The organism is Chelativorans sp. AA-79 (assembly GCF_029457495.1).
Classification (GTDB): domain Bacteria; phylum Pseudomonadota; class Alphaproteobacteria; order Rhizobiales; family Rhizobiaceae; genus Chelativorans.
In genome coordinates this window covers 4,984,544-5,008,486 of the sequence record NZ_CP120361.1, presented here as the reverse complement: position 1 = coordinate 5,008,486, position 23,943 = coordinate 4,984,544, and the positions used below count along the sequence as shown (strand labels likewise).

The following is a 23,943-nucleotide window of genomic DNA, read 5'->3' as shown; positions in this document are numbered from 1 at the left end:
CCGGGCGCTTTTCCTATCCAGCGAAATATCTCTGTTCAAGCTTGGGCCTTCTTCAGAAGGTCGGTCTCGGTGTTCTCGAGTGCGCGCGATTTGTAGACCAGCCCCGCCAGCGCGCCGCCGATGAGCGGAGCGACGATGAAGAGCCAGAGCTGCGAGATCGCCGCCCCGCCGGAGAACAGCGCCGGGCCGATCGAGCGGGCGGGGTTCACTGACGTGCCGGTGACGGCGATAAAGACGATGTGGATGGCGGTGAGCGTCAAGCCGATGACGAGGCCTGCGACTACCGTGCTATGCCGCTCGGAGGTGACGCCCAGGATGACCATCACAAAGATGAAGGTCGCCACCACCTCGCCGATGAAGGCAGCACTCGTGGAATAGGTGCTCCACCCGTTTGCCCCCAGGCTGGACGGCGCGCCGGCGGTCGAGCCAGAGGCAATGATCCACAGCACCAGGGCGCCCAGGATGCCGCCCGCCACCTGCGCGATCATGTAGGGTGCGACCTCCTTGGCCGGCAGGCGCCCGGCAAGGAAGGCACCCAGCGTGACGGCAGGGTTGAGATGGGCGCCCGAGACTGGCCCCACGGCATAGGCCATCGCCACCACGGCGACGCCGAAGGCGAGCGCGATGCCAAGCGCTCCCCCCGTTGGGATGAGCGGGCCGAAGCCGCCGAGCACGACGCTCCCGCAACCGATGAACACAAGACAAAATGTTCCGAATACTTCCGCGATATAGGCTTTCATGGCCGAATCATCCCCACAATTGCGATGCTGGAGAATCATCCTACAACTTATTGATGAAGGCAAGAATCCGCCGCAATTTGACCGGGGGATAAGCCGGGTTCTACTGATTTTTTTGATATAGATCCTTGATGGTTTTACTTAGGGCAGAGAAGTCTGTGCCCCGCGGGTTTGTCTTGCGCCAGGCGAGGCAGATCGTGCGCGAGGGCGCGGGCGCCCGGAAGGGAAGGACGCGCACCCCGTGCTGCATCTCCGCCGATTCGCGCGCCATCTCGGGGATCAGCGTTACGCCGAAGCCATGCGCGACCAGTTGCAGGAGCGTCATGAGGCTGGTCGCTCCGAAGCTCGCCATGGTGACGGGCTTGACCATGCCGCAGACGGCGAGCGCCTGGGCGCGCATGCAGTGGCCGTCCTCCAGCAGCATCAGCCGCTCCAGCGCCACGCTCTCCTGGGTGACCGGGGGCGCGATGCGCCGCGCATCCGCCTCAGGCACGGCGAGGTAGAACGGATCGTCGAAGAGCGTCTCGCATTTGAGCTGCGGCGCGTCGATCGGGGCGGCGGCGATCATCCCGTCGAGCCGTCCGCCGTTCGTCTCCTCGATCAGCGCGGCCGTCACGGCCTCGCGGATCTCCAGCCTCAGGGCCGGGAAGTCCAGTTTTAGCCTTGGCAGAAGGCGCGGCAGCAGGAATGGCGCCACCGTGGGGATGACGCCGAGCCGGAACCGGTCCTCCAGAGCATTCCTGTCGCGCCTTGCGACCTGCTCCAGGTCCTCCACCTCGGCGAGGATGCGCTCGATCCGCGGGCGCAGTTCCTGGGCCTCCTGCGTCAGCCGCACCGTGCCGCCGCCACGCTCGAACAGCCGGAAGCCGAGTTGCGCCTCCATTTCGGAGATTTGTGCCGAGAGTGCCGGCTGGGTGACGCCACACGCTGACGCAGCCCGGCCGAAATGCAGGAGTTCGGCCAAGCGCTGGAAATACTGCATCTGGCGAAGTGTGAGGCGCGTCATAAGAAGAATTTATCGTCGCGACTAGCAAAGGCAATTAGCCTTTATCACGAACCGCGGATAGTTTGGAATTGTTCCAATCACCCAGCCGACGGCCCGCGCGGACAGGTCGCAGTCCCGTGCGCAAGCAAGGAGAGCAACATGGTCGATAAACCGAAACTGACGACGACCGCCGGTGCACCCATCCCCGACAACCAGAATTCGCTCACGGCGGGTGAGCGCGGCCCGGTCCTGCTGCAGGACTACCAGCTCATCGAGAAGCTGGCGCACCAGAACCGTGAGCGCATTCCCGAGCGGGTGGTCCACGCCAAGGGCTGGGGCGCCTACGGCACGCTCAAGATCACCGGCGACATCTCCAAATACACACGCGCCAAGGCCTTGCAGCCGGGTGCGGAGACGCCGCTCATCCTGCGCTTTTCCACCGTGGCGGGCGAGCTCGGCGCTGCGGACGCCGAGCGCGATGTGCGCGGCTTCGCCATCAAGTTCTATACGGAAGAGGGCAACTGGGACCTCGTCGGCAACAACACGCCGGTCTTCTTCGTGCGTGATCCCTACAAGTTCCCGGACTTCATCCACACGCAGAAGCGCCATCCCAAGACCAATCTGCGCTCGCCCACAGCGATGTGGGATTTCTGGTCGCTGAGCCCCGAATCGCTGCACCAGGTCACCATCCTGATGTCCGACCGCGGCCTGCCGGTGGCGCCCATGTTCATGAACGGCTATGGCTCCCACACCTACTCCTTCTGGAACGATGCCGGCGAGCGCTTCTGGGTGAAGTTCCATTTCAAGACCATGCAGGGCCACAAGTTCCACACCAACGAAGAGGCCGAGCAGGTCGTCGGCAAGACCCGTGAAAGCTATCAGGAGGCGCTTTTCGGCGCCATCGAGCGCGGCGAGGGCCCCAAGTGGAAGGTGCAGGTGCAGATCATGCCCGAACTCGATGCGGAGAAGACGCCCTACAACCCCTTCGACTTGACCAAGGTCTGGCCGCATGGCGACTATCCGCCGGTCGACATCGGCGTTCTGGAACTGAACCGCAACCCCGAGAACTACTTCGCCGAGATCGAGCAGGTGGCCTTCTCGCCGTCCAACATCGTGCCCGGCATTGGTTATTCGCCCGACAAGATGCTGCAGGCCCGCGTCTTCTCCTATGCGGATGCGCATCGCTACCGCCTCGGCACCCATTACGAGGCGCTGCCTGTCAACGCGCCGCGCTGTCCCGTTCACCACTACCATAAGGACGGACAGATGAACTTCTTCGGCCAGCGGACCGGTCATGTGGACGCCTATTACGAGCCGAACAGCGTTGCCGGCGCGGCCGTGGAGCAGCCCTCGGCCAAGGAGCCGCCGCTCCGCATCTCCGGTGATGCCGACCGCTACAATCATCGCATCGGCAATGACGACTATTCGCAGCCGCGTGCCCTCTTCAACCTGTTCGATGCGGAGCAGAAGGCACGGCTCTTCAACAACATCGCCGCCGCCATGGCCGGCGTGCCTGGCGAGATCATCGAGCGTCAGCTCGTCCATTTCGACCGTATCCACCCGGATTACGGCAACGGCGTGCGCGCTGCGCTGAAGGAGCAGCACGGCTACGAGGCGAATGCGATCCCGGTGACGGGCGCGACGCCGCAGGCCGCCGCCGAGTAAGCGCCCGGAAAAGGGGCGGCAGGCGGGCGCGGAGCGATCCGTGCCCGTTTTGCTTGCGTGCAGCACCGCAAGCGCCTAGCAAGAAGCCCAGACGGGTTTACCGGAAGGACTTCACCATGCGCCTCGGCGGGCGGCTCGCAGCAGCCATCGAGATTCTCCAGGACATCGAAACGCGCCATCGCCCCGCGGCGGATGCCATGCGGGACTGGGGCCTTTCGCACCGTTTCGCCGGCGCCGGCGACCGCGCGGCCATCGGCAATTTCGTCTATGACGGGCTGCGTCGCCGCCGCGCCGCCAGCTTCATCTTCGATGCCGATACGCCCCGCGCCCTGGTCTTGGGCGGCTACCTCATGGAGAACGGCGCCCTCCCTGAAGCGCTCAACCGCGCCATCGCCGACGATCATTTCGCGCCGCCCGCGCTCGGCGAGGCGGATCTGTCAATCCTCGAGGCGCGGCTCTCGCAAGGGTTGCCCCCATCCGCGCGCGCCAACGCGCCGGAATGGTGCGAGCCTTTGATGCAGGCGGCCTTCGGCGACGCCTGGGCAGAGGAGGGTGCTGCGCTCGCCGCCCGCCCGCCGCTCGACATGCGCGCCAACCGGCTGAAGGCATCGCGCGAAAAGGTGCTTGCAAGCCTCGCTCGTGCGGGTGCCGAGCCGACCGCCCTTGCGCCCAGCGGCCTGCGCATCGCGCCGATCTCGGGCGATGGCCGCCATCCGAACGTGCAGTCGGAGCCCGCCTTCCACAAGGGCTGGTTCGAGGTGCAGGACGAAGGCTCCCAGATCGTCGCCGAACTCGCGTCCGCCGCGCCCGGCGAACAGGTGCTCGATTTCTGCGCCGGCGCGGGCGGCAAGACGCTTGCTTTTTCCGCCATGATGGACAATCGCGGCCAAGTCCACGCCTATGATACGGACAGGCAGCGCCTTGCCCCCATCTTCGAGCGGCTCAAGCGGGCGGGTTGCCGCAATGTGCAGGTGGTGGCGGAGGAGCAGCAACTTGGCCGCTTGGAAGGCCAGATGGACCTTGTCGTGGTTGATGCGCCCTGCACGGGCTCGGGCACGTGGCGCCGGCGCCCCGACGCAAAATGGCGCCTGACGCCGCAGCAGCTCGAAGTTCGCCGGGCCGAGCAGACGGCGATCCTCGACGCGGCGAGCCTTTATGTCAGGCCGGGCGGCCGGCTCGCCTACATCACCTGCTCGATCTTTCATGAGGAGAACGCCGAGCAGGCCGCCGCCTTCCTCGCCCGGTCCCCGCAATTCAGCTCCGTGGATTTCGACGCTCTCTGGCGGCAGCGCTTTCCTGCGGTAGATGCAGAACCGCGCCTGAATGGCGGCATCACGCTCACGCCTGCCACGACGGGCACCGACGGTTTCTACTTCGCCTGCTTTGAGCGAATGGGATAGGGTTTGGCGATTTGCAAAAGCGCGGGGGGCAGGCTTCTCCTGCGTTGGCCGGTCTGAAGAGCCCCACGGCTCATGAGCCTCTACAATCTGCCGATTGCCCTGCCGGTGGCGCTTTGCCATAACGGGCAAAAGCAGGGAAAGAGCGAATGGCGGATCGACGGGTCGTGGCGGAGGGGGATTTCGAGGCGCGGGTGCGCGCGAGCTTCGCCCGCCAGAAGGCGATGGCCACCATCGGCGCCGAGCTGACCCTGGTCACACCGGGCACCGTCGAGATCGAGATGCCCCATTCCGAAAGCTTCACGCAGCAGCATGGTTTCCTCCACGCAGGCGTGATCTCCATGGCGCTGGACGCCGCCTGCGGCTACGCCGCCTATTCCCTGATGCCCGCCGATGCGGGCGTGCTCACCATCGAGTTCAAGGTCAATCTTCTGGCGCCGGGCCGGGGCGAGCGCTTCCTGTTCCGTGGCTCGGTCACCAAGCCCGGCCGCACCATCATCGTCGCCGACGGCCAAGCCTATGCCTATGACCGGGAGGGAGAGGCGAAGCTGATTGCCACCATGACCGGCACCATGATGACCGTCGTCGGCCGCCAGGGGATCGCAGGATGAGGGAGACCCCGCTCTCGCGCCTTGCCGGCCGGACCGTGCTCTTCGTCATGGCCGCGGAGGCGGAGTACGGCCTGCATCTGAGAGAGCGCTTCCGGCCGTTCATGACGGGCGTCGGACCCGTCGAGGCGGCGGTGGAGCTCACGGCGGCGCTGTCGCATCTGAAGAGCCGGGGGACGCCTCCCCAGTTGGTGGTCTCGCTCGGCTCCGCCGGCAGCCGCACGCTCGAGCAGACGGAGGTCTATCAGGCGGTTTCGGTGTCCTACCGCGACATGGATGCCTCGCCGCTCGGTTTCGAGAAGGGCGTCACCCCCTTCCTCGATTTGCCGAGAGAAGTGCCGCTGCCCGTCCGCATTCCCGGAATTGCGGAGGCCACGCTCTCCACCGGGGGCAGCATCGTCAGCGGCACTGCCTATGACGGCATCATCGCCGACATGGTGGATATGGAAACCTATGCATGCCTTCGCGCATGCCAGCGCCTCGACGTGCCTCTCGTTGCCCTCCGCGGCATCTCGGATGGCGCCGCAGACCTGCGTCACGGGGGCGACTGGATGCAGTATCTTCACGTCATAGACCAAAAACTTGCCGCAGCCGTCGACCGTCTGGAGGCGGCGATCGGAGACGGTGCGATCGCGTTATAGCGGCCGCGGCAGGTCCCTATGGACACGGCTCCGACTGCCGAGCTACTTGGACGTGAGCTCTTTCAGCGCCATGCGCTTATAGGTTTCCACGATCAGGCGGCCTTCTTCAGGCGTGACGGAAATCGCCAGACGCATGGTGGCCTCGCCCAATGACATGACAAGGAAAGCCCTGGTGGCGAGTGCTTTTTTATCCGCTGCGGGCATCAGCCTGGCCAACGTGTCGGCGACGAGGTCGCCGTTTTCCCTGCTGTTCAGGAGCTCGATATCCAGCAAGGTCTTGTCGGCTTGTGTGCCGGACCACACGTCCCGCATGGCGGGCTCGCCGAGGAAGAGCCGGAAATAGATCTCTATCAGCTCGGCAAAGGCCTGCCGGAACTCATCGAGGGTTTCCACTTCCGACAGCGCCTCGCCTATGCACGCCCGGCTGGTCTCGTGGTAGCGGTCTGCCAATGCGGCGATGATCGCCCGCTTGTCGGGAAAATACTGATACAGCGACCCGATCGAGATGCCGCTACGTTCGGCCACCTCGCTCATCCGCATGGCGTCGCTTCCGGTCGCGGCGATGAGTTCCGTAGCCACACCCAGGATGCGCTCCATCCGCTCGCGGCTGCGCTTTTGCGTGGGCGTGACACGCGAGCGCCTGTTCGTGTCTTGATGCTCCGCGCCGGCTTTTGAACTCGATTGCCGCCTGGTCATTTATGAGAAACCCTCACATTTTCCTTGACAACAATAATATGAGGATTTATCGCTTTTGTAAATATGAGATAGACTCACATTTGTAGGGAGAACCAAATGAGCATCACCGTTCATGACCCCGTTCTTGTCATCGGCGGCAAAGGAAAGGTCGGGCGCCGCGTCGCAGACCGCCTCACTTCGCGGGCTTTCAACGTTCGCATCGGATCGCGTTCGGCAAACCCGCGCTTCGACTGGAACGACGCCGATACCTGGGGCGCGGCGATCGACGGCGTGCAAGCCGCCTACATCTCATACTATCCGGATCTCGCTCTGCCGGGTGCGGACGAGGCAATCCGCGCCTTCACCTCTCTTGCCGTGCAAAAGGGCCTGAAGCGCCTGGTGCTGCTTTCAGGCCGCGGCGAGGACGAGGCGCAGGAGGCCGAACAGGTCCTCGTGGCTTCGGGTGCGGACTGGACCGTGGTCCGCCCCAGCTGGTTCGCCCAGAACTTCTCCGAGAGTTTCTTCCTTGATGGCATCCTGGCCGGGGAGGTGGCCTTCCCACGCGATGGCGTTCTGGAGCCGTTCATCGATGCGGAAGACATTGCCGACGTAGTGGTCGCGGCGCTGACGGATGACCGCCACATCGGACAACTCTACGAACTGACGGGTCCGCGCCTGCTGACCTTCCGCGAGGCCATTGCCGAGATTGCTGCAGCCGCCGGCCGTGACATCCGCTTCATTCCGCTATCGGTCGAGGACTACGCGGTTGAACTCGATAAGCAGGAAAATATTCCGGCGGAATTTGTCGGGCTTTTGAAGCGCTTGACCCGCGAAGTGCTGGACGGGCGGAATGAACACGTCACGGACGGCGTCCAAAAGGCGCTGGGCCGCGCACCGCGCGATTTCTCGGACTATGTTCGCGCGGCGGTGGAAACCGGCGTGTGGAGGACCTGAGTCATGAGCCAGCACCTCATATCGGCCCTGCTGTGGTTTACCGTCGTCGGTTGTGGATTGCTTGCGGGTGTCTACTTCGCATTCTCGGCGTTCATCATGGCGGCGCTTGGCCGCGTCGACCAGGTGGCGGGTGTCGCTGTCATGAACACTATTAATGTGGTGATCTATCGTTCACTGTTCATGCCGTTCTTCTTCGGCACCACTCTCGCGGCTGCCGCACTCGTCTTTCTCGCCCTGTTCCGGCTTGGCGAGCCCGGTGCGATCGCGACGCTCGCCGGTGGCGTCATGTACGTGCTCGGCATGTTCGTCGTCACGATCGCCTTCAATGTGCCGCTTAACGACGCGCTGGCGCGCGTCGATACGGTCTCCGCGCAGGCGGCCGATGTCTGGGCGCGCTTTCTTCAGGACTGGACGTTCTGGAACCACGTCCGGACGATCTCGTCGGCCGCGGCGCTGACATGTTTCGTCATGGCTCTCGCCGCCGAGTGAGCAGAGCTGTGGCAAGGTGGTGGGTACGCCTCGCTGGCGCCGCTGTCGTGGAGCGTTTAGAGCCGCGCGTTCTTCAAACGACGGGCGAGGACATCGATGAAGAGCCTCGTTTTCGCCGGCATCAGCTTGCCGCCTTGCCAGACGACGTGGATCGGAACAGGAGGGGGCTCATTGTCAACGAGAATGAGTTCTACCCGCCCTTCGTCGACGAGCTGACGTATCTGCCACAACGGCGTGAAGCCGATCCCCAGGCCGGCAGCCACCGCTGCATACATGGACGCGCCGTGATCCGCCCGGAAGCGGCCCGACACCCGGACGGATTTGATTGTATCTCCATCCTTGTACGGCCATCGGGAATCGCTGGGCGATACGGACCGCACGACGCATTGATGCTCGATGAGCGCGGCGGGGTGATCCGGCCGGCCATGCGCCTCGAAATAGGCTGGCGCACCGAAGAAAACGCGGCGCAGCGCGCCGAACCGCCTCGCCTTCAACTCGGCGTCAGGGAGATCCCCTATTCTGATCGCCAGATCGAGCTGCTCTTCGACAATATCGACAAACTTGTCGGACAGTTTCAGGTCCAATTCGACCCGAGGGTGACGCGCCATGTATTCGACGGCGGCGGGCACGATATAGGCGGGAGCGAAGAACACCGGGGCGCCGATGCGCAAAAGGCCCGTGGCTTCGATGCGGCGATTGCCCGCCTGATGCCGCGCCTCTTCTATTTCCGCCACCGCGGGTTTCACACGGTTGTAGAAGGTAAGCCCGGCTTCTGTCGGGCTCATCCGGCGCGTCGTCCGGCGCGCGAGTTCGACGCCGAGATCCCGCTCCAACACGGAGAGCGACCGGCTCACCGACTGGAGCGGACGCCGCAGCCGCTTCGCGGCGGCCGTCAGGCTGCCGCTTTCGACGATCGCGATGAACGTCTCCAGATCTTCAAGCCGGGCCATTCCATTATCCCAATTTCCTGGAGAGTATATAGCGTATTGGAGGGATTATTCGCAATATTGAGAAATGCTATGCGAGAGGGGCCAAACTCAAAGGAGACCGACAATGCCCAAGATGATTTTCGTGAACCTGCCGGTGAAGGATCTCGCCGCTTCGATCCGCTTCTACGAGGCGATCGGGTGCAGGAAGAACGAGCAGTTCAGCGACGAGAACGCAGCCTCGATGGTCTGGTCCGACACGATCACCTTCCAGCTGCTGACGCACGACTACTTCAAGACCTTCACGGCGAAGCCAATCGCGAACCCGCGGGAGGCGACCGGCATGCTGTTCGCCCTCTCGCGCGACAGCCGTGAAGAGGTGGACGCCATCACCGAGGCCGCGGCGGCCGCCGGCGGCAAGGTTGACATCCGCGACAGGCAGGACATGGGCTTCATGTATGTCCGCACCTTCGAGGATCCCGACGGTCATGTCTTCGAGCCCATGTGGATGGACATGGAAGCGGCATCCGGCATGGACGAATAGCCGCCATGCAGGCCGACGAAAATCGCCATCGCCGGCGGGCTGTGCGCCTGCCGGCCAACGGAGGCGCAGATCGCTTCTCAGGACGAGGACAACCGGCTGAAGAATATCCTCGCCGATCGGAGCTTCGACAAGATTGAGTAGGCCGCCGAGACGCGCGTGCGCTACGGCTATCGGCACGTGCATGTATTGTTGCGGGCTGGAACGTGAATGCCAAACGGATCTGCTGCCTGTACAAGGAGATGGCCTTCAGCCAGGAACAAGGCGCTGAAGCGAAGGGTGAAAGCCGCGCGAGGACCGATCGGCCGCCATGCCTATCGATCAGAGGACCAGGCTGCATGCGCCCATTTAGAATCCATATCTCAAACGATCAAATCAATGATCTGCAGCGGCGACTGCGCGGTGCCAGGCTCCCGGCGCCATTTTCCGAAGCGATGCCGAGGACGGGATCAGCTTGCCGTTCATGCACCGCCTGCTCGATTACTGGCGCGACGGGTTCGACTGGCGCGCACAGGAACGCCGGCTGAACCGGCTTCCACAGGTCACCGCGACCGTCGGTGGTTAGGAAATCCATTTTATCCACGCCGGGGGTAAGGGGTCCAAAGACATCGGCGCCGCGTTCGAGCCGGGAAACCGTGGCTAACGAAATATGCGGAGGGCGGCATGGAACAGGGCCAGATCGAAGGCTTACGTTTTGGTGGGAAACCGGAACGTCTCGCTTGTTTCGTAGCGTCCCGCGTCTTTTCCCCACTTTGTAGGTGATCGGGCACGCTCCTGGCGGCTATTGTGCCGCCGTTCTTTCCGGCAGGGTTTCGACCGGAATCGGATTGGGCGTTGCAAAATGGCAGGCGGCGGCCTGCCCTCCCGCCACATCCCGGAGCGGTGGCCGCTCGCGCCGGCAGATGTCCTGGGCGATGGGACAGCGGGTATGGAAGCTGCAGCCTGGTGGCACCTTGCGCGGGCTGGGAACGTCGCCTTGCAATACAATACGCCGGCGCGGCTTGTTCAGCGTCGCCTCGGGCGCCGCCGAAAGCAGCGCCTGCGTATAGGGATGCTGCGGCGCCTCGTAGATCTGCTTCTTGCTTCCGAGCTCGACGATGCGCCCAAGATACATGACGGCAACGCGGTGTGCAATGTGCCGCACGACGGCAAGGTCGTGGGCGATGAACATGAAGGAAAACTGCTTCTCCTTCTGGAGATCCTGCATCAGGTTGATGACCTGCGCCTGGATCGACACGTCCAGCGCCGACACGGGCTCGTCGGCTACGATGAAGCTCGGGTCGACCGAGATGGCGCGCGCGATGCATATGCGCTGGCGCTGCCCGCCGGAAAACTGGCGCGGATGCCGGTCCATCACGCCGGTGGGCAATCCTACCTGCGTGAGAAGATCGGCGACCTTCTCCCGCCTCTCTCTGCGGCTCCTGACGAGACCGAAGACCTCCAAGGGTTCGGCGATGATCTGCGCGACGCTCCTACGCGGGCTAAGCGAACCATAAGGGTCCTGGAACACGATCTGCGCCTTGCGGCGAAACTGCCGCATCTCGGCCACCGAAAGCCCGGTGATCTCGGTGCCCTCGAGAAAGACCTGCCCCTCCGACGGCTCGATAAGGCGGAGGAGGAGCCGGCCCAGGGTGGATTTACCGCAACCCGATTCGCCCACAACCGCAAGCGTTTCGCCACGGGCGATCTCTAGGCTGACGCCGTCCACCGCCTTGACCCCGCCTTCGGGCTTTCCGAACAAAAGCCCTCCACGGTCGGCGAAGAGCTTGCCCAGATTGTCCGCGCGAATGATGGGCGTCTTCATGAAGCCGCTTCCCTCGCTGGTGCCGGTGTATCGGTCTCTTGCGTGACCCAGCACGCCGCGCTGTGCCGCGGCGAACGTCTGGTCATAGGCGGCATCTTCTCCGCGCAGATATCGCGGCGCAGCCCGCAGCGCGGATGGAAGGGGCAGCCCTTGCGGATGGTGCCGGCCTGGGGAACAGAACCGGGGATCTGGTAGAGCCGGTCGCGCTCGTCCGTGAGCGAGGGCACCGCCGCCAGCAGCCCACGCGTATAGGGGTGCTGCGGCCGCTCGAACAGCGAAGCGAGGTCCGCATCCTCCACGACATGGCCCGCATACATCACCACCACACGTTCGCAGAGTTCGGCCACGACACCGAGATCGTGGGAAATCAACAGCACGGCCGTATTCAGCTTGCTGCGGAGCTGGCGCATCAGGTCGAGAACCTGGGCCTGGATCGTCACGTCGAGGGCCGTGGTCGGCTCGTCCGCGATCAGAAGCTTGGGATCGCAGGCAAGCGCCATGGCGATCATCACGCGCTGGCGCATACCACCGGAGAACTGGTGCGGATAGTCCCTCAGCCGCTCCTCCGCGTCGGGAATGCCGACCAGGCTCATCAGCTCTATGGCTCGTGCCCGGCGCTCGGCCTTGCTCATGGGCTGGTGCAGCATCAGGGCTTCCGAGATCTGCGCCTCGACGGTCATGACGGGATTGAGCGAGCTCATCGGCTCCTGGAATATCATTGCGATGTCGCGCCCACGGATCGCCGGCATGGCGGACTTCGGCAAGGCCAGGAGATCCCTGCCCTGGAATTCGATCCGCCCGCCGGTGATCCGCGCCGGTGGCTCCGACAGAAGGCGGAGCACGGATAGCGACGTGATCGATTTTCCCGATCCCGATTCGCCAACGAGCCCCACCGCCTCGCCGACGCCGACGGTCATGTTCACCCCGTTCAGCACCTGAATCGGGCCACTGCGTTGGCCGAACTCGACTGTCAGGTTCTCGATCTTGAGCAGTGGCTGCATCAGTTGATCTCTGGGTCGAGGATGTCGCGCATCGTATCGCCGATCACGCTGATCGCCATGACCACAATGGTTATGGCGAGGCCCGCCGACAGGATCGGCCAGGATGTCGCGAACAGGTTGGATAGGCCCTCCCGGATGATGTTGCCCCAGCTCGGCGCAGGCGGCTGGGTGCCGATGCCCAGGAAGCTGAGCGTCGCTTCCAGGCGAATAGCGGAAGCCGTCCAGAGCGTCAGGAGCACGACGATCGGTGCGGCAATGTTTGGAACGACATGCCTGACGATGATCAGGGGTGTGCGTACGCCGGAGGCGATCGCCGCCTCCACATATGGCTCTTCCTTCACCGAAAGCGTGGAGGCGCGCGCCACGCGGGCGAACCCCGGGGTGAAGGCGACTGTCAGCACAGCGACGACGTTCCAGAACCCGCCGCCGAGGGCGGCGGCGATGAGTATCGCCAGAAGCAGTTCGGGGAATGCCATCAGCATGTCGATCACGCGCGTGACCACGCGGTCGAGGATGCCTCCGAAATAGCCGGCCGTCACGCCCAGTGTCGCACCGATCAGTGCGGCGAAGACCGGAGAAAGGAAGCCGATGATCAGCGAATTGCGCGAGCCGTATATCATGCGCGACAGCACGTCCCGGCCGAACTGGTCGGTACCCAGAAGATGTTCCGCCGAAGGCTGGGCGTTGATGGCAAGGAAGCTCTGCGCCATCGGATCGTGCGGCGCAAGCCACGGCGCGAAGATCGCCACCAGCACGAAGAACAGCACCACAATCGCCGAGATCAGACCCGCCGGCTGCAGCAGAACCGATTGCAGGAAGGTGGAGAGAAACCCCGGTTCGTCGGGGATCTTTACTGGATCTGCAATCGACATCACTTCACCCGGATTCGTGGATCGACGACGACATAGACCAGTTCCATCAGCAGATTGATGATCACCACGATAGAGGCGAAGATCACAACCCCTGCCTGGATCACCGGATAGTCGCGCTCGGAAATGGCATCGATCAGGAGTCGCCCGATGCCGGGGCGGTTGAAGACCAGCTCAACCGCAACCGATCCCGACAAGGTGGTGAGCACGGACAGTCCCAGACCGGTGGACAGAGGCAATAGTGCATTTCGCAGGCCGTGCCTGTAGATCACGCGCGGTTCCCGCGCGCCCTTCGCCCGCGCCGTGCGCACATAGTCCTTGCCGAGAACCTCGAGCAGCGAGGTTCGTGAGAGTCGCCCCAGAAAGGCGATCTTCAGCATCGCCAAGGTTACGGCCGGCAGGATGATGTGATGGATACGATCCAGGATTCCGTCCCCCGCCCCGTTGATCGGGAACCAGCCGAGGTTGAGGGCGAAGACGATGAGCAGCACCGCTCCGAGGTAGAAATCCGGAACGGCGTAGCCGACGAGCGAAAAGACCCGGAAACCGGCATCAGGCGCCTTGTTGCGGTTGATCGCCGCCCACACGCCCAGCGGAATTCCGCCGGTGATGCCGATCAGCATCGCAGCGATCGTCAGTTCGATCGTATAGGGCAGGTTGTTCTTGATCAGCGTGAGAACCGGCACGTCCTTGACCAGGGAACTGCCGAAATCCAGCGTGACCATGTCGCCCAGGAATTTGACATATTGCAGCCAGAGCGGATCGTTCAGACCGAAGCGCTCGCGGAAGCGGGCGATGGTGTCGGGCCGGGCGTTCTCGCCCAGCACTGCGATGGCCGGATCGCCCGGCAGGATGCGCATGGCGAGAAATACCAGCGACAGGACCAGGAAGATGGTCGGTATGGAGTCCAGAATCCTTAAGGAAATATATCTCGCCATGCGACAGTCTGCCTAGGACTTGGTGGCCTTGTGAAAGCGCCAGCGGGCATAGCCGCCATTGACCTCGTAGCCGAGATCGACCCTGGGGCTGCGCACCGTCGTATAGCCCAACGTGTTCACTCCGAGCACGGGAAGATCGTCCTGGAGCTTGAGTTCGATCTTCCGGCCTATCTCGACATACTCGTCGAAGCTCTTGGCAAGCTGCATGCCTTCCAGCATGTCGTCCACGCCGGGCATTGCCACTCCGTAATGGGAGTAGTTGCCGCCGCCCGTCCCGTCGGCTTTCACCTCCGCCCCACTCGATAGATACCGCATCATGTAGTCCAGCGGTACGGGCGGATAGCTCGCCGAATGCAGGGCAAGCGTGTTCTGATCCTGCCGGTTGGAGCCGTGATACGCCGAGTGGTCCATGATATTGAGTTGCATGTCGATGCCGGCAGGGCGCATCAACTCCTGCACGATCAGCATCGTGGAGCGGTAGTCCTCGCGCTGGCTCGTATTCGCCTCGAACTGGATGCCGTTCGGGTGGCCTGCCTCCGCCAGGAGCTCGCGCGCACGATCCGGGTTGTAGTCGTAACGCAGCTCTTCGGGCAAATCCTCGTGCGCCCATCCGGTCGGGTAGTGCGGCGGGGAAAGCGTGTAGGTCGGCCGGCCCATCGGCGCCAGCGCATTGGCGACGACTTCCGTATCGATCGCGGTGGCGATCGCCTTGCGCACCAGCGGGTTGTCGAACGGCTCGGCGGTAAGGTTGATGTGGATCGTCATGAACGAGCCCGGGTTGGTCATATCGACCAGCAGCGAGGAATCGCGCTGCTTGATCTGGTCGATCCAGCCCGGCGCACGCACCGCCTCGATGATGTCGACCTCCCCGGAGATCAGGGCCAGCGTGCGTGCCGTGGTGTCCGCGATGTAGACGCACTCGATGCGCGGGACCTTGGCAGGCTCTCCCCAATAATCCTCATGCCGGCTCATATAGACACCGTTTTCGATGTCGAACCGGTCGAGGTGATAAGGACCGGTGCCGATCGAATCGGTGTGGAAACTTTCGCCTTTCTCCTCATCCGCCTTCTTCGAAACGATGGACGCAGCATTCTGAAACACGGTCGATCCGAGAAACAGCGGGTCGGGGCCCTTGAGCTTGAAAGTGACCTCATGGGCCCCGGTTGCCTGGACATCCTCGATGTTGGTGAAAACCGCCGTGGACACGCCGTCGAAGCGGGCACGGTTGAAGCTGTGCACCACGTCTTCGGCGGTCATCTCGCCGTAGCCCTTGTGGAACTGCACTCCCTGACGGATTTGGAAGACCCAGGTCCTGCCGTCGTCAGAGGTCTCCCAGCTCGTGGCGAGCGTGGGAACATACTCGTCATCGGTGGCCGCAAACAAGCCGTCCGGCGGCCGTACCAGCTGCTCGAACATCTGCTCGGTCGACCAGTTGTCCGCACCTTGCGTCGTCTGATTGGGATCGACCTTGCGTGGCCCGCCGGCGGAAAGGGCGATCCGGATCACGTCGTTCGAGTTTTGCGCACGCAAGATCCCGGGCATTGCGATTGAACCCGCAAGGCCAGCGGCACCCGCCTGCAAGAGTGCTCGTCTTGATATTCCCATCGGTTCTCCTCCCGAGTTGCGGTTTTAGGGTCTAGCGAGCCGCCCCTCCAGTTCGGCGGCATTCACTTCAAGTCCGAGGCCCGCTGCCTCGCGAAGCGTGAAGTGCCCGTCCTCGGGCCGCAGCGGCTCAACGAAACCGCCGTCCATGCGGCCCGACGGGTCGGCATATTCGGCAGGCTTGGTCATGTGCATGATTGTAGCAAGCACATGTAGATTGGCCATGTGGCCGAGAGTGGGCTGCGTCTGATGCGGCACCAGTTCGACTCCATGCGCCTGACACAGGGCGGCGCACTTCATCAGCCCGGTGATGCCCCCCATCTTGACGATATCCGGCTGAACCATGCGTACGCCGGCACGGATCAGATCGAGCACCGCCTGGGTGGTGTAGGACTGCTCGCCGGCCGAGACGGTGATGTCGAGCTTTCGAGCGACCTCGCCCATACCTTGGATATCATAGTGCTGGACTGGCTCCTCGAACCAGATATAGCCGAGGTCTTCCAGCGCACGTCCCACCCGGACCGCACTGCCCACGCTGTAGAGATTGTTGGCATCGAATGCCAAGGGAAAGTCCCCGCCGACCAGCTTGCGGACCGCCTTCGCCTTGGCGATGTCTCCGGCTACGTCGGCGTCCTGCGTCGTGCGGTCGCCGTCCCACCGGATCTTGATCGCCGCCGGGTTCTCGGCCCTAAGCCGCGCTTCCACCACCCGAAGCGTTTCATCGACCGTGCGCCGGGCGTTGCCGCCGATTGAGGAGTAGAAAGGTATCCTGGTGCGCCAGGCTCCGCCGAGAAGCTTGTAGACGGGGAGCCCGAGCGCCTTGCCCTTGAGATCCCACAAGGCGATGTCGATCGCGGCCAGGGCCCCGGTAACGGCACCTTCAGGGCCGAGCTTGACGCATTTGTGCAGGAGTCGGTCGTAGAGGACGGCATTGTCGTGGAAGTCCTCCCCAATAAGCTCCGGCGCGAGATCGCGATCGACGATGCCTAGGGAATGTTCGCCGCCCAGCATGGGGGAGGCTTCACCGTAGCCCGTCAGACCGTCCTCTGTGATGACGCGGACAAAGGCGCTGCGGAGGCCCGGCGGGTCCTCCGGGCGCCATTTCACCCTCAGTGTTTCGACTGTCTTGATCACCAGGCCGCTCATGCCGCAACACCCACATGCTTGATGGCTTCGAATCCGGCGCGGATTGCATCGGGAATAGGCACGGGCCGCCGGGCCTCGCGGTCGGCGAACGACCGCTCTGTTCGCGACATCTGTTGTCCTCCCACCAGACTGCCTCCTCGATTTCAGCCTATTCTTATATGCATCCGGATGCAATAGTGGCGACTGCTTTTCTGCCTCGAGCCATTCAATTGGCAACGGCCTTCCAGGCGGCGTCGCATTCGCCGCAGTGCTCAGGAGACTTCAATCGCTGGCAAAAAGGTTGGTACGCACGTGCCGCGCCACCACCTCCCGTCTGTCGGCGACGAGATATTCCTCGCTCTCGAAATAGCGCCTCCCGTTGCGCGTGAAAACCTTTGTAACCCGCGCCGATGTGCTTATCCGCCGCCCCGCCCGCAAAGGTGCCAGGTTCCGTGTCTCCACTGCCGTGAATACCGGCGCCAAGGGAAATTTGTAGCTGCTCAGCACATCGCCCATGGTCAGCCGGACCATGCAGCCGGAGTGGGCAATTCCGTTCTCGGAATAGATCGGCTCATGGTTCGCCATGGCGGCGCGGGAGGCTGCGACATCCTCCTCCGTCAGGACCCGTTCGACGGTGCCGAAGCGCAGCCCCGGCATCACGTCCTCGGCACCGGCCGACGGGCGCGGCTCCGGCGACGGCAGGAATTCCAACTGCGATATGTCGGGCACGTCTGTCAGCATCTGCGGGAGTCCTATCGTTCCCACAAGAACGGTCTCGCCATCCTGGTTGCTGACGCCCACCTCCGCGGAGGGCCCGCCATGGACCACAGGCCCAGGGACAGCCGAGACTGTCAGCACGTCGCCGTCATAGGCCGGACGGCGGAACCGCGCGGTTACGGCGCCGCGTGCGATCCAATCCATCCCCCATGCGCGGACCGCTAGGCGGGTCACATAGTCGTAGACGAATGCTCCTGGGATTAGGGCCGCGCGAAACCCTTGCGCGCGCGCGACCTCGTCATCATGGACACTGCCCTTGTATCTGGGGTTGTCGTCCAGCTTCGCCGTGACCATCATGCTTGCCGGAAAGAAGCTCATCTCAGGCCTCCGCATCAGGCGCAGTGGCAATGACCCGAGTCTTTTCCATTTCCGCGACTTTCTCCGCAGGCAGGCCCAGGACTTCCCGCAGGAGATGGGTGTTGTCCGCACCAAAGCCGGGCGCTGCCGATCGGTAGGCGCCGGGGGTGCGGGACAGGTGAAACGGCAGGCCTGGATGCGGGTGCTGGCCTGCCACCGGGTGATCGAGTTCGGCAAAGAAGCCCCGGCAGGCCAGATATTCGGAGGCCGCAATATCCCGTGGCGTGTTCACCGGGGCCGCGATGACCCCGGCAGCCTGGAGACGGCCGGCTAGGTCGCGCTTGTCCAGCCCCTTGGTCCAACTCGCGATCAGCGAGTCCAGCGCGTCCTCGTTCTGCTTGCGTGCTGCCAGCGTCGCGAACCGCGCGTCCGTGGCGAATTCTTCATCTCCCATGACGCGGCAAAGTGCGCGCCATTGCTCTTCGTCTTCAGCCGCGATGGCGATCCATTCGTCCTCGCCCCTTGCCGGATAGGCACCATGCGGGGCAGCGAAGTCGACCCGGTTGCCGTCAGCCAGCGCATCCCTGCCGTGCGCGGCGGCAGCGAGAATCTCGGGCCCGATGAACTGCATGGCAGCCTCCACCTGCGCGACCTCGATGTGCTGTCCCTCGCCCGTGGCCTGCCGGTGAAGCAGGGCAGTCAAAATGGCGGCGGCGGCGTTAAAGCCGCCGATCGGGTCGAGGTAGGAGGGGCCCGTCACGGTGGGTTTCCCGTCCTTATAGGCAATCATCGCCGACATGCCCGCGGCCATCTCCATGGTGGGTCCCAGCGCGGCGTAGGAGGAGTGTGGCCCCTCCAGGCCGAATGCTGGCATCTCCGCAACGATGATGTCGGGCCGTGTCCGGGACAGAGTGTCATAATCCAGGTCCAGCCGCTGCAGCATGCCGGGCCGGAAATTGCAGATGAGCACGTCGCTCTTCATGATGAGCCCGCGGACAGCCTCGAGTCCGTCCCCGGTTTTGATGTCGATGGCGAGCGACCGTTTGTTGACGTTCTGCGAATTGAACAGAAATGCCCGATCCCAGCGCCGCTCGCCGGGATCGAAATCCGGATAGTTCACGCCGGATGGATTCCCCTTGTTCATCCGCCAGGTATTGGTACGCGTGGGCGATTCCACATGCGTGACGTCTGCACCGAGATACGCCAGCACACGACCCGCCATGGGCCCGGCCCAGGCCGTGGTCAGTTCGAGAACGCGGATATTATCGAGGGGAAGCATCGTCACTCCGCGGCTCCCGCGATTGCATTCCCTGCACTTCTCCGCCTCGGCGTTCGCGACATGCGGAAAGGCGGGCCAAGAATGAGGTGATCGCCCGCCTCGTCGCTGAAGCCCTCCCAATAGGAACGCGCGGCAAGATGGGGGCTGTTCAACAGTTCGGTCGGCCGATAGGCGCACGCCGCGATGACCTGCGCTTCCTGCAGGCGGCGGACCACGTCTTCCGCATCCTCGTTGCGCAGATGCTCCTGAATGATGTCGAAGAGTGCCGACCAGTTCCGAGCGCGCGCCGCGGGGTTCGCAAATCGCGGGTCGTCCGGCAGGCTCTCAAGCCTCAGCGTCTCGCATAACGCCCTGAAACGATGAGGATAGATCCAGATGCAAACCCACGTGCCACGGCAAAGAACCTGCCCGGCGGGGATCTCCTGATCGCCCCGGCGGCGATCCGTGCCGTTATAGGCATATTGCAGCACGTAGGGAAAACACATGGCGGCGGCCGTCTCGGCCACGTCCGCGCGCGCGACCTGCCCGCCGGCCCCCCTCGCTCGCGCATAGAGCGCTGTCGCTGCGCTGATATAGGCCGCGACACCGGCAGCGTATGACGCACGGTTTCCAACGCCGTAAAGCGGCTCGCGACCCCCTTCGCCATTGTTGGCCATCATACCGGATATGGCCTGATAAACCAGCTCGGACCCCTTCCAGTCTCGGTAAGGCCCGTCTGCGCCAAAGGAGGACACCTCGACACAGATGCAATCGTCTGCGGCGACTGCCTGAATCTCTCCGGCCACCCCAGCCGGCACGACGACGACGTCCGCATTCTCCAGGAGTTGCGAAAGCGCATCGCTGGATGGGGGCAGGTCGACAATCTCCTTGCCAAAATTGAGGTGAAAGAAGGTCAGGGAGCGGCCAGCTTCGTCGAAAGGCCCGATCCGCCGTACCGGCGAGCCTCCCGCCGGCTCCGCCAGAACTACATTCGCCCCGAAATCAGCGAACAATCTGCTGCAATATTGGCCGGCGATGGATCCCGACAAATCGATGACACGAAATGCGCCCAGTGCTGCTGCCATGGCATTCTCCTGCGCGCACCATAGACAGCCTTGCATCCGGATGCAATAGCGCACATACCAGGGTCAAGCGCAAGGCCCGCAATTGACAGGGGTATGCTTCGCGGTGTCTTGAAATTTGCGGTGAGGGCGAGTGGGAAGAGGCACGATAATGGAAAAGAAACCGCTGACGTCCCGGCAATTGGCGAAGATGATCGGTGTCAGCCAATCGACGATCTCTCGCACGTTCTCGAAACAGGACAGCGTTTCGCCGGAAACGCGGGCGAAAGTCATCGCAGCCGCGCGCCAGCTCGGCTACCGGCCGAATGCGATCGCGAGAATCCTGTCGAAGCACACGTCCGATATCGTCGGATTGGTGACCGCGGATATCCAGAGCCCGCTCTATCTCGATCTTCTCGACCAGCTATCGTCGCGCATGCAGGCCGTTGGACTTCACCCGCTGCTTTTCAACTTGCCCGCCGGCGCCGACGGGGCCGACCAGCTCGATGTCCTGCGGCAGTACAATGTAAGGAACGTCGTCGTCATTTCCGGCCGCATCTCACATGCGGCAGTCGCCGAGTGGGCGGAAGACGGCCGCTCGGTCATCCTGGTCAACCGGAACATTCCCGACGCGCAGATCGGCAGTGTCCGCTGCGACAACATCGAAAGCTCGAGAATGATCGCAGATCATTTTTACGAGCTCGGCCACCGACGCGTTGCCTTCGTCGGCGGACCGAAAGGCACTCCGACCAGCACCGAGCGCGAGGCCGCGTTCACCCAACGGGTCGCCGAATTGGGCATGACGCTGTGCGCCGTTGGTGGAGGTCGGGAGTATCTCCACGAAGCAGGGGTGGAGGCGGCGAAGGCGGTCATGGATCGCGCGCCCGACGGCATATTTTTCGCGAACGACCGGCTTGCGATCGGTGGCCTGTTCGCCTTGCGCGGAGAACTGGGACTCAGGGTGCCGGGCGATGTATCGATCGTAGGCTTTGACGACATCGCCATGGCCGCATGGACCGGGATCGAGCTGACCACCGTGCGCCAGGATGTCGTCCGAATCGCAGAAGCGACCATGGACTTGCTCGAAGCTGCGCTGGGCGGCGAAGGAAGAGATAGCCAGAATGTCCTTCTTCCCTGCGAACTGATCATCCGAAGAACGACCGGACCAGCAATCTGAGGCCCGGGATCGCGGGCCACTGCTACGTCGCGCTGCACAGCTTAGGTTTGTCAACGAAAGCCGACCCTGTCAGTGACGGCGGCGGGGAGACACCCAGGCGCCCAGTTCGGTATGCGGACAATGCAAACATGCCGGTCGGTGGCAATGGACGTTATAAAGCGCCAATCAGCCGATCAGATCGCGAGAAAGGCCTCCGGCGAATTTGGTTGCACTTGGGCGTGCATGCGAGCGCGATTTGATCCTACAGGAGATCGCGGAAGAGCCAAGCGCAGCAAGAGAACGCCTGCGGGCTGAGGCCGGCCCGGACGACGGACACTGCCATTTTCGCTCGCACCAACTTTCGCAGAAGCGGTCTGGGTCCATGTTTGACGTTTTTGCTCGGCGGGGGGAGGCCGCGCAATATTGTTTCGCGGATGGGCGTTTTCCAGACTTCTCCTTGCTACCTTTGCAGCGGCTTTAAATCCATTTGACGTACGCGTCATTTCTATGCCTAATCGGACCTTCAATCGGGTTGCCCGTGCGTACGGCCTGTGCCGTGCAGCGGGCGAACACCAACAAGCCGGAGGGGAAAAGAAGGGCATGCAATCGGCGTTTTCGACCGACGAAAGTGGCGAAAGCAACAGCTCCTTCCCGCAACTCCCCTGCCGCAGCGCCGGATGGCGATCTCTTTCTGCAAACCACGTATGCTCAGGCGCCGCATGGTCGGCGTCTCCACGCTGACGGAGGGGATGGCAGCAAGCAGCCGAAGGCGCGTTCGCAGCAAAGCAACAAAAACGCATGAACGCGAAGAGTGATGGGAGTCCAACTATGTTGAGAATGGCAGGAATCCGGCCGCTCATGGCCGGCGCTTTGGTGATGGCCGGCGTTTTCGCCGGCGCGAGCACTGCACTCGCCCAGGTCATCTATGTCCGCGGCAACGATGCCAACCCCGAGACGCTCGACCAGCACAAGACCTCGACGATCGCGGAGGCCAACATACTGCGCGACCTCTATGAGGGCCTTGTGATCTACAGCGCGAAAGCGGAGGTTATCCCCGGCGCCGCCGAGAGCTGGGAGACGTCCGATGACGGCCTGACCTGGACGTTCAAGATCCGCGACGACGCAACCTGGTCGAACGGCGATCCGGTGACCGCCGAGGATTTCGTCTTCTCCTACCAGCGGATCATGAATCCGGAGACCGGCGCGAAATACGCCAACATGCTCTATCCCATCAAGAATGCGGAGAAGATAAACAAGGGCGAGATGGAGCCGGGCGAGTTGGGCGTACATGCCGTGGACGACAAGACGCTGGAGATCACGCTCGAGCAGCCGACCCCTTATTTCCTGCAGCTTCTCACCCACCAGACGAGCTACCCGGTTCACGAGGCGAGCGTGGAGGAACACGGCTCTGATTTCGTGAAGCCGGAGAACATGGTCACCAACGGCCCTTACAAGCTCGTCTCCTTTGTGCCTAACGACAAGGTGGTGCTTGAGAAGAACCCCGAATTCCGCGAAGCGGACAAGGTGGCGATCGATCGCGTCGAGTTCATCCCCTTCGAGGAGCGCGCTACCTGCGTGCGCCGCTTCGAGGCGGGTGAGGTGCTGAGCTGTTCCGACCTTCCGGCCGAGCAGCTTCAGTCACTGAAGGAGCGGCTGGGTGATCAGGTGCACGTGGTCCCCTATCTCGGCACCTATTATTACGCGCTCAACAATAAGACGGAGAAGCTCAAGGACGCGCGGGTTCGCCAGGCGCTCTCCATGATGGTTGACCGCGAATTCATCGCCGACGAGATTTGGTCGGGCGCCATGCTTCCCGCCTACACCTTCGTGCCGCCGGGCATCGGCAACTATCCGGGCGGCGGCCCCGAGGTGGAATGGGCCGACCTCGACCCGCTCGACAAGGAAGACCAGGCGATCGCGCTCATGAAGGAGGCCGGCTACGGTCCCGACAATCCGCTGGAGCTGGAAATTTCCTACAGTGCCGGTGAGAACCACAAGAACACGGCGACCGCCATCGCCGACATGTGGAAGCCGCTCGGCGTGAACGTGACGTTCAACGTTCGCGACGGCTCGGCACACTACTCGCACCTGCGCGACAGCGACGACTACGAAGTGGCGCGCGCCGGCTGGATCGGTGATTATTCCGACCCGCAGAATTTCCTGTTCCTCTGGGAGAGCGACAACACCGGCTTCAACTATTCCAAGTACGACAACCCGGAATACGACAAGCTGATGGACCAGGCGGCCGCGGAAGGCGATATCGAGAAACGCGCCGAGATCCTTCGCCAGGCGGAAGCCCTGCTCGTGGAAGACGCAGCCGTCATTTCGATGCTTTATTATTCCTCCCTCTCGCTCGTCTCGCCCAGGCTGAAGGGCTGGGAAGACAATCTTCAGAATGCTCACGCCTCGCGCTGGATGAGCATCTCCGAATAATTCC

23 protein-coding genes are annotated in these 23,943 nt (G+C 63.2%); 10 read left to right on the top strand and 13 right to left on the bottom strand.

The genetic code is table 11. From position 1 onward, the window contains the following. Window positions 1-35 precede the first annotated feature (35 nt). Both PVE73_RS24300 and PVE73_RS24295 read right to left on the bottom strand, forming a co-directional pair. Window positions 36-740 (bottom strand): MIP family channel protein, encoded by a 705-nt coding sequence (locus PVE73_RS24300; protein WP_277364706.1) that lies wholly within the window; start codon window positions 738-740, stop codon window positions 36-38. Between the two features lie 100 nt (window positions 741-840). Next, window positions 841-1,743 (bottom strand): hydrogen peroxide-inducible genes activator, encoded by a 903-nt coding sequence (locus tag PVE73_RS24295; protein ID WP_277364705.1) that lies wholly within the window; start codon window positions 1,741-1,743, stop codon window positions 841-843. A 138-nt stretch (window positions 1,744-1,881) separates the two neighbouring features. On the opposite strand from PVE73_RS24295, the gene katA reads away from it, so the two are divergent. The 4 genes from katA to PVE73_RS24275 all read left to right on the top strand — a co-directional run bounded on the left by katA (window position 1,882) and on the right by PVE73_RS24275 (window position 6,033). After that, window positions 1,882-3,387 carry a catalase KatA gene (gene katA, locus PVE73_RS24290; RefSeq protein WP_277364704.1) on the top strand — a complete coding sequence of 502 codons (1,506 nt, stop codon included), beginning with the start codon at window positions 1,882-1,884 and terminating at the stop codon, window positions 3,385-3,387. Between the two features lie 116 nt (window positions 3,388-3,503). Next, window positions 3,504-4,787 (top strand): RsmB/NOP family class I SAM-dependent RNA methyltransferase, encoded by a 1,284-nt coding sequence (locus PVE73_RS24285; protein ID WP_277364703.1) that lies wholly within the window; start codon window positions 3,504-3,506, stop codon window positions 4,785-4,787. A 146-nt stretch (window positions 4,788-4,933) separates the two neighbouring features. Continuing rightward, window positions 4,934-5,395 carry a PaaI family thioesterase gene (locus PVE73_RS24280; RefSeq protein ID WP_277364702.1) on the top strand — a complete coding sequence of 154 codons (462 nt, stop codon included), beginning with the start codon at window positions 4,934-4,936 and terminating at the stop codon, window positions 5,393-5,395. Further along, entirely contained in the window at window positions 5,392-6,033 is a 642-nt protein-coding gene (locus PVE73_RS24275; protein ID WP_277364701.1) for a 5'-methylthioadenosine/S-adenosylhomocysteine nucleosidase, read from the top strand. The genes PVE73_RS24280 and PVE73_RS24275 overlap by 4 nt, the downstream gene beginning before the upstream one ends. A gap of 42 nt (window positions 6,034-6,075) precedes the next feature. On the opposite strand, the gene PVE73_RS24270 is transcribed toward PVE73_RS24275, so the two are convergent. Then, complete coding sequence (locus PVE73_RS24270; RefSeq protein WP_346772385.1) at window positions 6,076-6,567, bottom strand: TetR/AcrR family transcriptional regulator; 492 nt, start codon at window positions 6,565-6,567, stop codon at window positions 6,076-6,078. 258 nt (window positions 6,568-6,825) lie between these two features. On the opposite strand from PVE73_RS24270, the gene PVE73_RS24265 reads away from it, so the two are divergent. Both PVE73_RS24265 and PVE73_RS24260 read left to right on the top strand, forming a co-directional pair. After that, window positions 6,826-7,662 (top strand): NAD(P)H-binding protein, encoded by an 837-nt coding sequence (locus PVE73_RS24265; RefSeq protein WP_277364699.1) that lies wholly within the window; start codon window positions 6,826-6,828, stop codon window positions 7,660-7,662. Window positions 7,663-7,665: 3 nt separating this feature from the next. Then, complete coding sequence (locus tag PVE73_RS24260; protein WP_277364698.1) at window positions 7,666-8,151, top strand: anthrone oxygenase family protein; 486 nt, start codon at window positions 7,666-7,668, stop codon at window positions 8,149-8,151. Window positions 8,152-8,207: 56 nt separating this feature from the next. Here the strand turns inward: PVE73_RS24260 and PVE73_RS24255 are convergent, their stop codons facing one another. Then, window positions 8,208-9,101 (bottom strand): LysR family transcriptional regulator, encoded by an 894-nt coding sequence (locus PVE73_RS24255; protein WP_277364697.1) that lies wholly within the window; start codon window positions 9,099-9,101, stop codon window positions 8,208-8,210. 103 nt (window positions 9,102-9,204) lie between these two features. Between PVE73_RS24255 and PVE73_RS24250 the strand changes: the two genes are divergently transcribed. Next, window positions 9,205-9,621 carry a VOC family protein gene (locus tag PVE73_RS24250; RefSeq protein WP_277364696.1) on the top strand — a complete coding sequence of 139 codons (417 nt, stop codon included), beginning with the start codon at window positions 9,205-9,207 and terminating at the stop codon, window positions 9,619-9,621. A gap of 460 nt (window positions 9,622-10,081) precedes the next feature. Then, complete coding sequence (locus PVE73_RS24245) at window positions 10,082-10,183, top strand: epoxide hydrolase N-terminal domain-containing protein (protein ID WP_277367563.1); 102 nt, start codon at window positions 10,082-10,084, stop codon at window positions 10,181-10,183. Window positions 10,184-10,399: 216 nt separating this feature from the next. Here PVE73_RS24245 and PVE73_RS24240 read toward each other — a convergent pair whose 3' ends face one another. The 9 genes from PVE73_RS24240 to PVE73_RS24200 form a co-directional block, all read right to left on the bottom strand. Beyond that, window positions 10,400-11,422, bottom strand: coding sequence for a dipeptide ABC transporter ATP-binding protein (locus tag PVE73_RS24240; RefSeq protein ID WP_277364695.1), 1,023 nt, complete (start codon window positions 11,420-11,422; stop codon window positions 10,400-10,402). Continuing rightward, window positions 11,419-12,423 carry an ABC transporter ATP-binding protein gene (locus tag PVE73_RS24235; RefSeq protein ID WP_277364694.1) on the bottom strand — a complete coding sequence of 335 codons (1,005 nt, stop codon included), beginning with the start codon at window positions 12,421-12,423 and terminating at the stop codon, window positions 11,419-11,421. The genes PVE73_RS24240 and PVE73_RS24235 overlap by 4 nt, the downstream gene beginning before the upstream one ends. Further along, the gene (locus PVE73_RS24230) at window positions 12,423-13,295 is read right to left on the bottom strand and encodes an ABC transporter permease (protein ID WP_277364693.1); all 873 of its coding nucleotides are present in this window, start codon (window positions 13,293-13,295) and stop codon (window positions 12,423-12,425) included. Before PVE73_RS24230 ends, PVE73_RS24235 begins: the two co-directional genes overlap by 1 nt. Next, window positions 13,295-14,230: an ABC transporter permease gene (locus PVE73_RS24225; protein ID WP_277364692.1), complete on the bottom strand. Its 936-nt coding sequence runs from the start codon at window positions 14,228-14,230 to the stop codon at window positions 13,295-13,297. Before PVE73_RS24225 ends, PVE73_RS24230 begins: the two co-directional genes overlap by 1 nt. 12 nt (window positions 14,231-14,242) lie before the next feature. Next, window positions 14,243-15,772 (bottom strand): ABC transporter substrate-binding protein, encoded by a 1,530-nt coding sequence (locus tag PVE73_RS24220; RefSeq protein ID WP_277364691.1) that lies wholly within the window; start codon window positions 15,770-15,772, stop codon window positions 14,243-14,245. Window positions 15,773-15,859: 87 nt separating this feature from the next. Continuing rightward, window positions 15,860-16,978 carry a mandelate racemase/muconate lactonizing enzyme family protein gene (locus PVE73_RS24215; protein WP_277364690.1) on the bottom strand — a complete coding sequence of 373 codons (1,119 nt, stop codon included), beginning with the start codon at window positions 16,976-16,978 and terminating at the stop codon, window positions 15,860-15,862. A gap of 261 nt (window positions 16,979-17,239) precedes the next feature. Beyond that, complete coding sequence (locus PVE73_RS24210) at window positions 17,240-18,052, bottom strand: MaoC family dehydratase (RefSeq protein ID WP_277364689.1); 813 nt, start codon at window positions 18,050-18,052, stop codon at window positions 17,240-17,242. Window position 18,053: 1 nt separating this feature from the next. Further along, window positions 18,054-19,310 carry a CoA transferase gene (locus PVE73_RS24205; RefSeq protein WP_277367562.1) on the bottom strand — a complete coding sequence of 419 codons (1,257 nt, stop codon included), beginning with the start codon at window positions 19,308-19,310 and terminating at the stop codon, window positions 18,054-18,056. 2 nt (window positions 19,311-19,312) lie between these two features. Next, window positions 19,313-20,374, bottom strand: a complete 1,062-nt coding sequence (locus PVE73_RS24200) for a CoA transferase (protein ID WP_277364688.1) — start codon at window positions 20,372-20,374, stop codon at window positions 19,313-19,315. 148 nt (window positions 20,375-20,522) lie between these two features. Between PVE73_RS24200 and PVE73_RS24195 the strand changes: the two genes are divergently transcribed. Together PVE73_RS24195 and PVE73_RS24190 are read left to right on the top strand one after the other, a co-directional pair. Beyond that, the gene (locus PVE73_RS24195; protein ID WP_277364687.1) at window positions 20,523-21,527 is read left to right on the top strand and encodes a LacI family DNA-binding transcriptional regulator; all 1,005 of its coding nucleotides are present in this window, start codon (window positions 20,523-20,525) and stop codon (window positions 21,525-21,527) included. Window positions 21,528-22,334: 807 nt separating this feature from the next. Then, window positions 22,335-23,939, top strand: a complete 1,605-nt coding sequence (locus PVE73_RS24190; protein WP_277364686.1) for a peptide ABC transporter substrate-binding protein — start codon at window positions 22,335-22,337, stop codon at window positions 23,937-23,939. Window positions 23,940-23,943: the final 4 nt, after the last annotated feature.

What these genes read in the sequence shown, in the direction of transcription:
- PVE73_RS24255 (WP_277364697.1), bottom strand. Translation starts at nt 9,101, where the DNA reads ATGGCCCGGCTTGAAGATCTGGAGACGTTCATCGCGATCGTCGAAAGC.
- PVE73_RS24265 (WP_277364699.1), top strand. Translation starts at nt 6,826, where the DNA reads ATGAGCATCACCGTTCATGACCCCGTTCTTGTCATCGGCGGCAAAGGA.
- PVE73_RS24300 (WP_277364706.1), bottom strand. Translation starts at nt 740, where the DNA reads ATGAAAGCCTATATCGCGGAAGTATTCGGAACATTTTGTCTTGTGTTC.
- PVE73_RS24245 (WP_277367563.1), top strand. Translation starts at nt 10,082, where the DNA reads ATGCACCGCCTGCTCGATTACTGGCGCGACGGGTTCGACTGGCGCGCA.
- PVE73_RS24235 (WP_277364694.1), bottom strand. Translation starts at nt 12,423, where the DNA reads ATGCAGCCACTGCTCAAGATCGAGAACCTGACAGTCGAGTTCGGCCAA.
- PVE73_RS24285 (WP_277364703.1), top strand. Translation starts at nt 3,504, where the DNA reads ATGCGCCTCGGCGGGCGGCTCGCAGCAGCCATCGAGATTCTCCAGGAC.
- PVE73_RS24260 (WP_277364698.1), top strand. Translation starts at nt 7,666, where the DNA reads ATGAGCCAGCACCTCATATCGGCCCTGCTGTGGTTTACCGTCGTCGGT.
- PVE73_RS24205 (WP_277367562.1), bottom strand. Translation starts at nt 19,310, where the DNA reads ATGCTTCCCCTCGATAATATCCGCGTTCTCGAACTGACCACGGCCTGG.
- PVE73_RS24270 (WP_346772385.1), bottom strand. Translation starts at nt 6,567, where the DNA reads ATGAGCGAGGTGGCCGAACGTAGCGGCATCTCGATCGGGTCGCTGTAT.
- PVE73_RS24230 (WP_277364693.1), bottom strand. Translation starts at nt 13,295, where the DNA reads ATGTCGATTGCAGATCCAGTAAAGATCCCCGACGAACCGGGGTTTCTC.
- PVE73_RS24225 (WP_277364692.1), bottom strand. Translation starts at nt 14,230, where the DNA reads ATGGCGAGATATATTTCCTTAAGGATTCTGGACTCCATACCGACCATC.
- PVE73_RS24220 (WP_277364691.1), bottom strand. Translation starts at nt 15,772, where the DNA reads ATGCCCGGGATCTTGCGTGCGCAAAACTCGAACGACGTGATCCGGATC.
- PVE73_RS24275 (WP_277364701.1), top strand. Translation starts at nt 5,392, where the DNA reads ATGAGGGAGACCCCGCTCTCGCGCCTTGCCGGCCGGACCGTGCTCTTC.
- katA (WP_277364704.1), top strand. Translation starts at nt 1,882, where the DNA reads ATGGTCGATAAACCGAAACTGACGACGACCGCCGGTGCACCCATCCCC.
- PVE73_RS24280 (WP_277364702.1), top strand. Translation starts at nt 4,934, where the DNA reads ATGGCGGATCGACGGGTCGTGGCGGAGGGGGATTTCGAGGCGCGGGTG.
- PVE73_RS24215 (WP_277364690.1), bottom strand. Translation starts at nt 16,978, where the DNA reads ATGAGCGGCCTGGTGATCAAGACAGTCGAAACACTGAGGGTGAAATGG.
- PVE73_RS24240 (WP_277364695.1), bottom strand. Translation starts at nt 11,422, where the DNA reads ATGAAGACGCCCATCATTCGCGCGGACAATCTGGGCAAGCTCTTCGCC.
- PVE73_RS24200 (WP_277364688.1), bottom strand. Translation starts at nt 20,374, where the DNA reads ATGGCAGCAGCACTGGGCGCATTTCGTGTCATCGATTTGTCGGGATCC.
- PVE73_RS24190 (WP_277364686.1), top strand. Translation starts at nt 22,335, where the DNA reads ATGTTGAGAATGGCAGGAATCCGGCCGCTCATGGCCGGCGCTTTGGTG.
- PVE73_RS24210 (WP_277364689.1), bottom strand. Translation starts at nt 18,052, where the DNA reads ATGAGCTTCTTTCCGGCAAGCATGATGGTCACGGCGAAGCTGGACGAC.
- PVE73_RS24195 (WP_277364687.1), top strand. Translation starts at nt 20,523, where the DNA reads ATGGAAAAGAAACCGCTGACGTCCCGGCAATTGGCGAAGATGATCGGT.
- PVE73_RS24295 (WP_277364705.1), bottom strand. Translation starts at nt 1,743, where the DNA reads ATGACGCGCCTCACACTTCGCCAGATGCAGTATTTCCAGCGCTTGGCC.
- PVE73_RS24250 (WP_277364696.1), top strand. Translation starts at nt 9,205, where the DNA reads ATGCCCAAGATGATTTTCGTGAACCTGCCGGTGAAGGATCTCGCCGCT.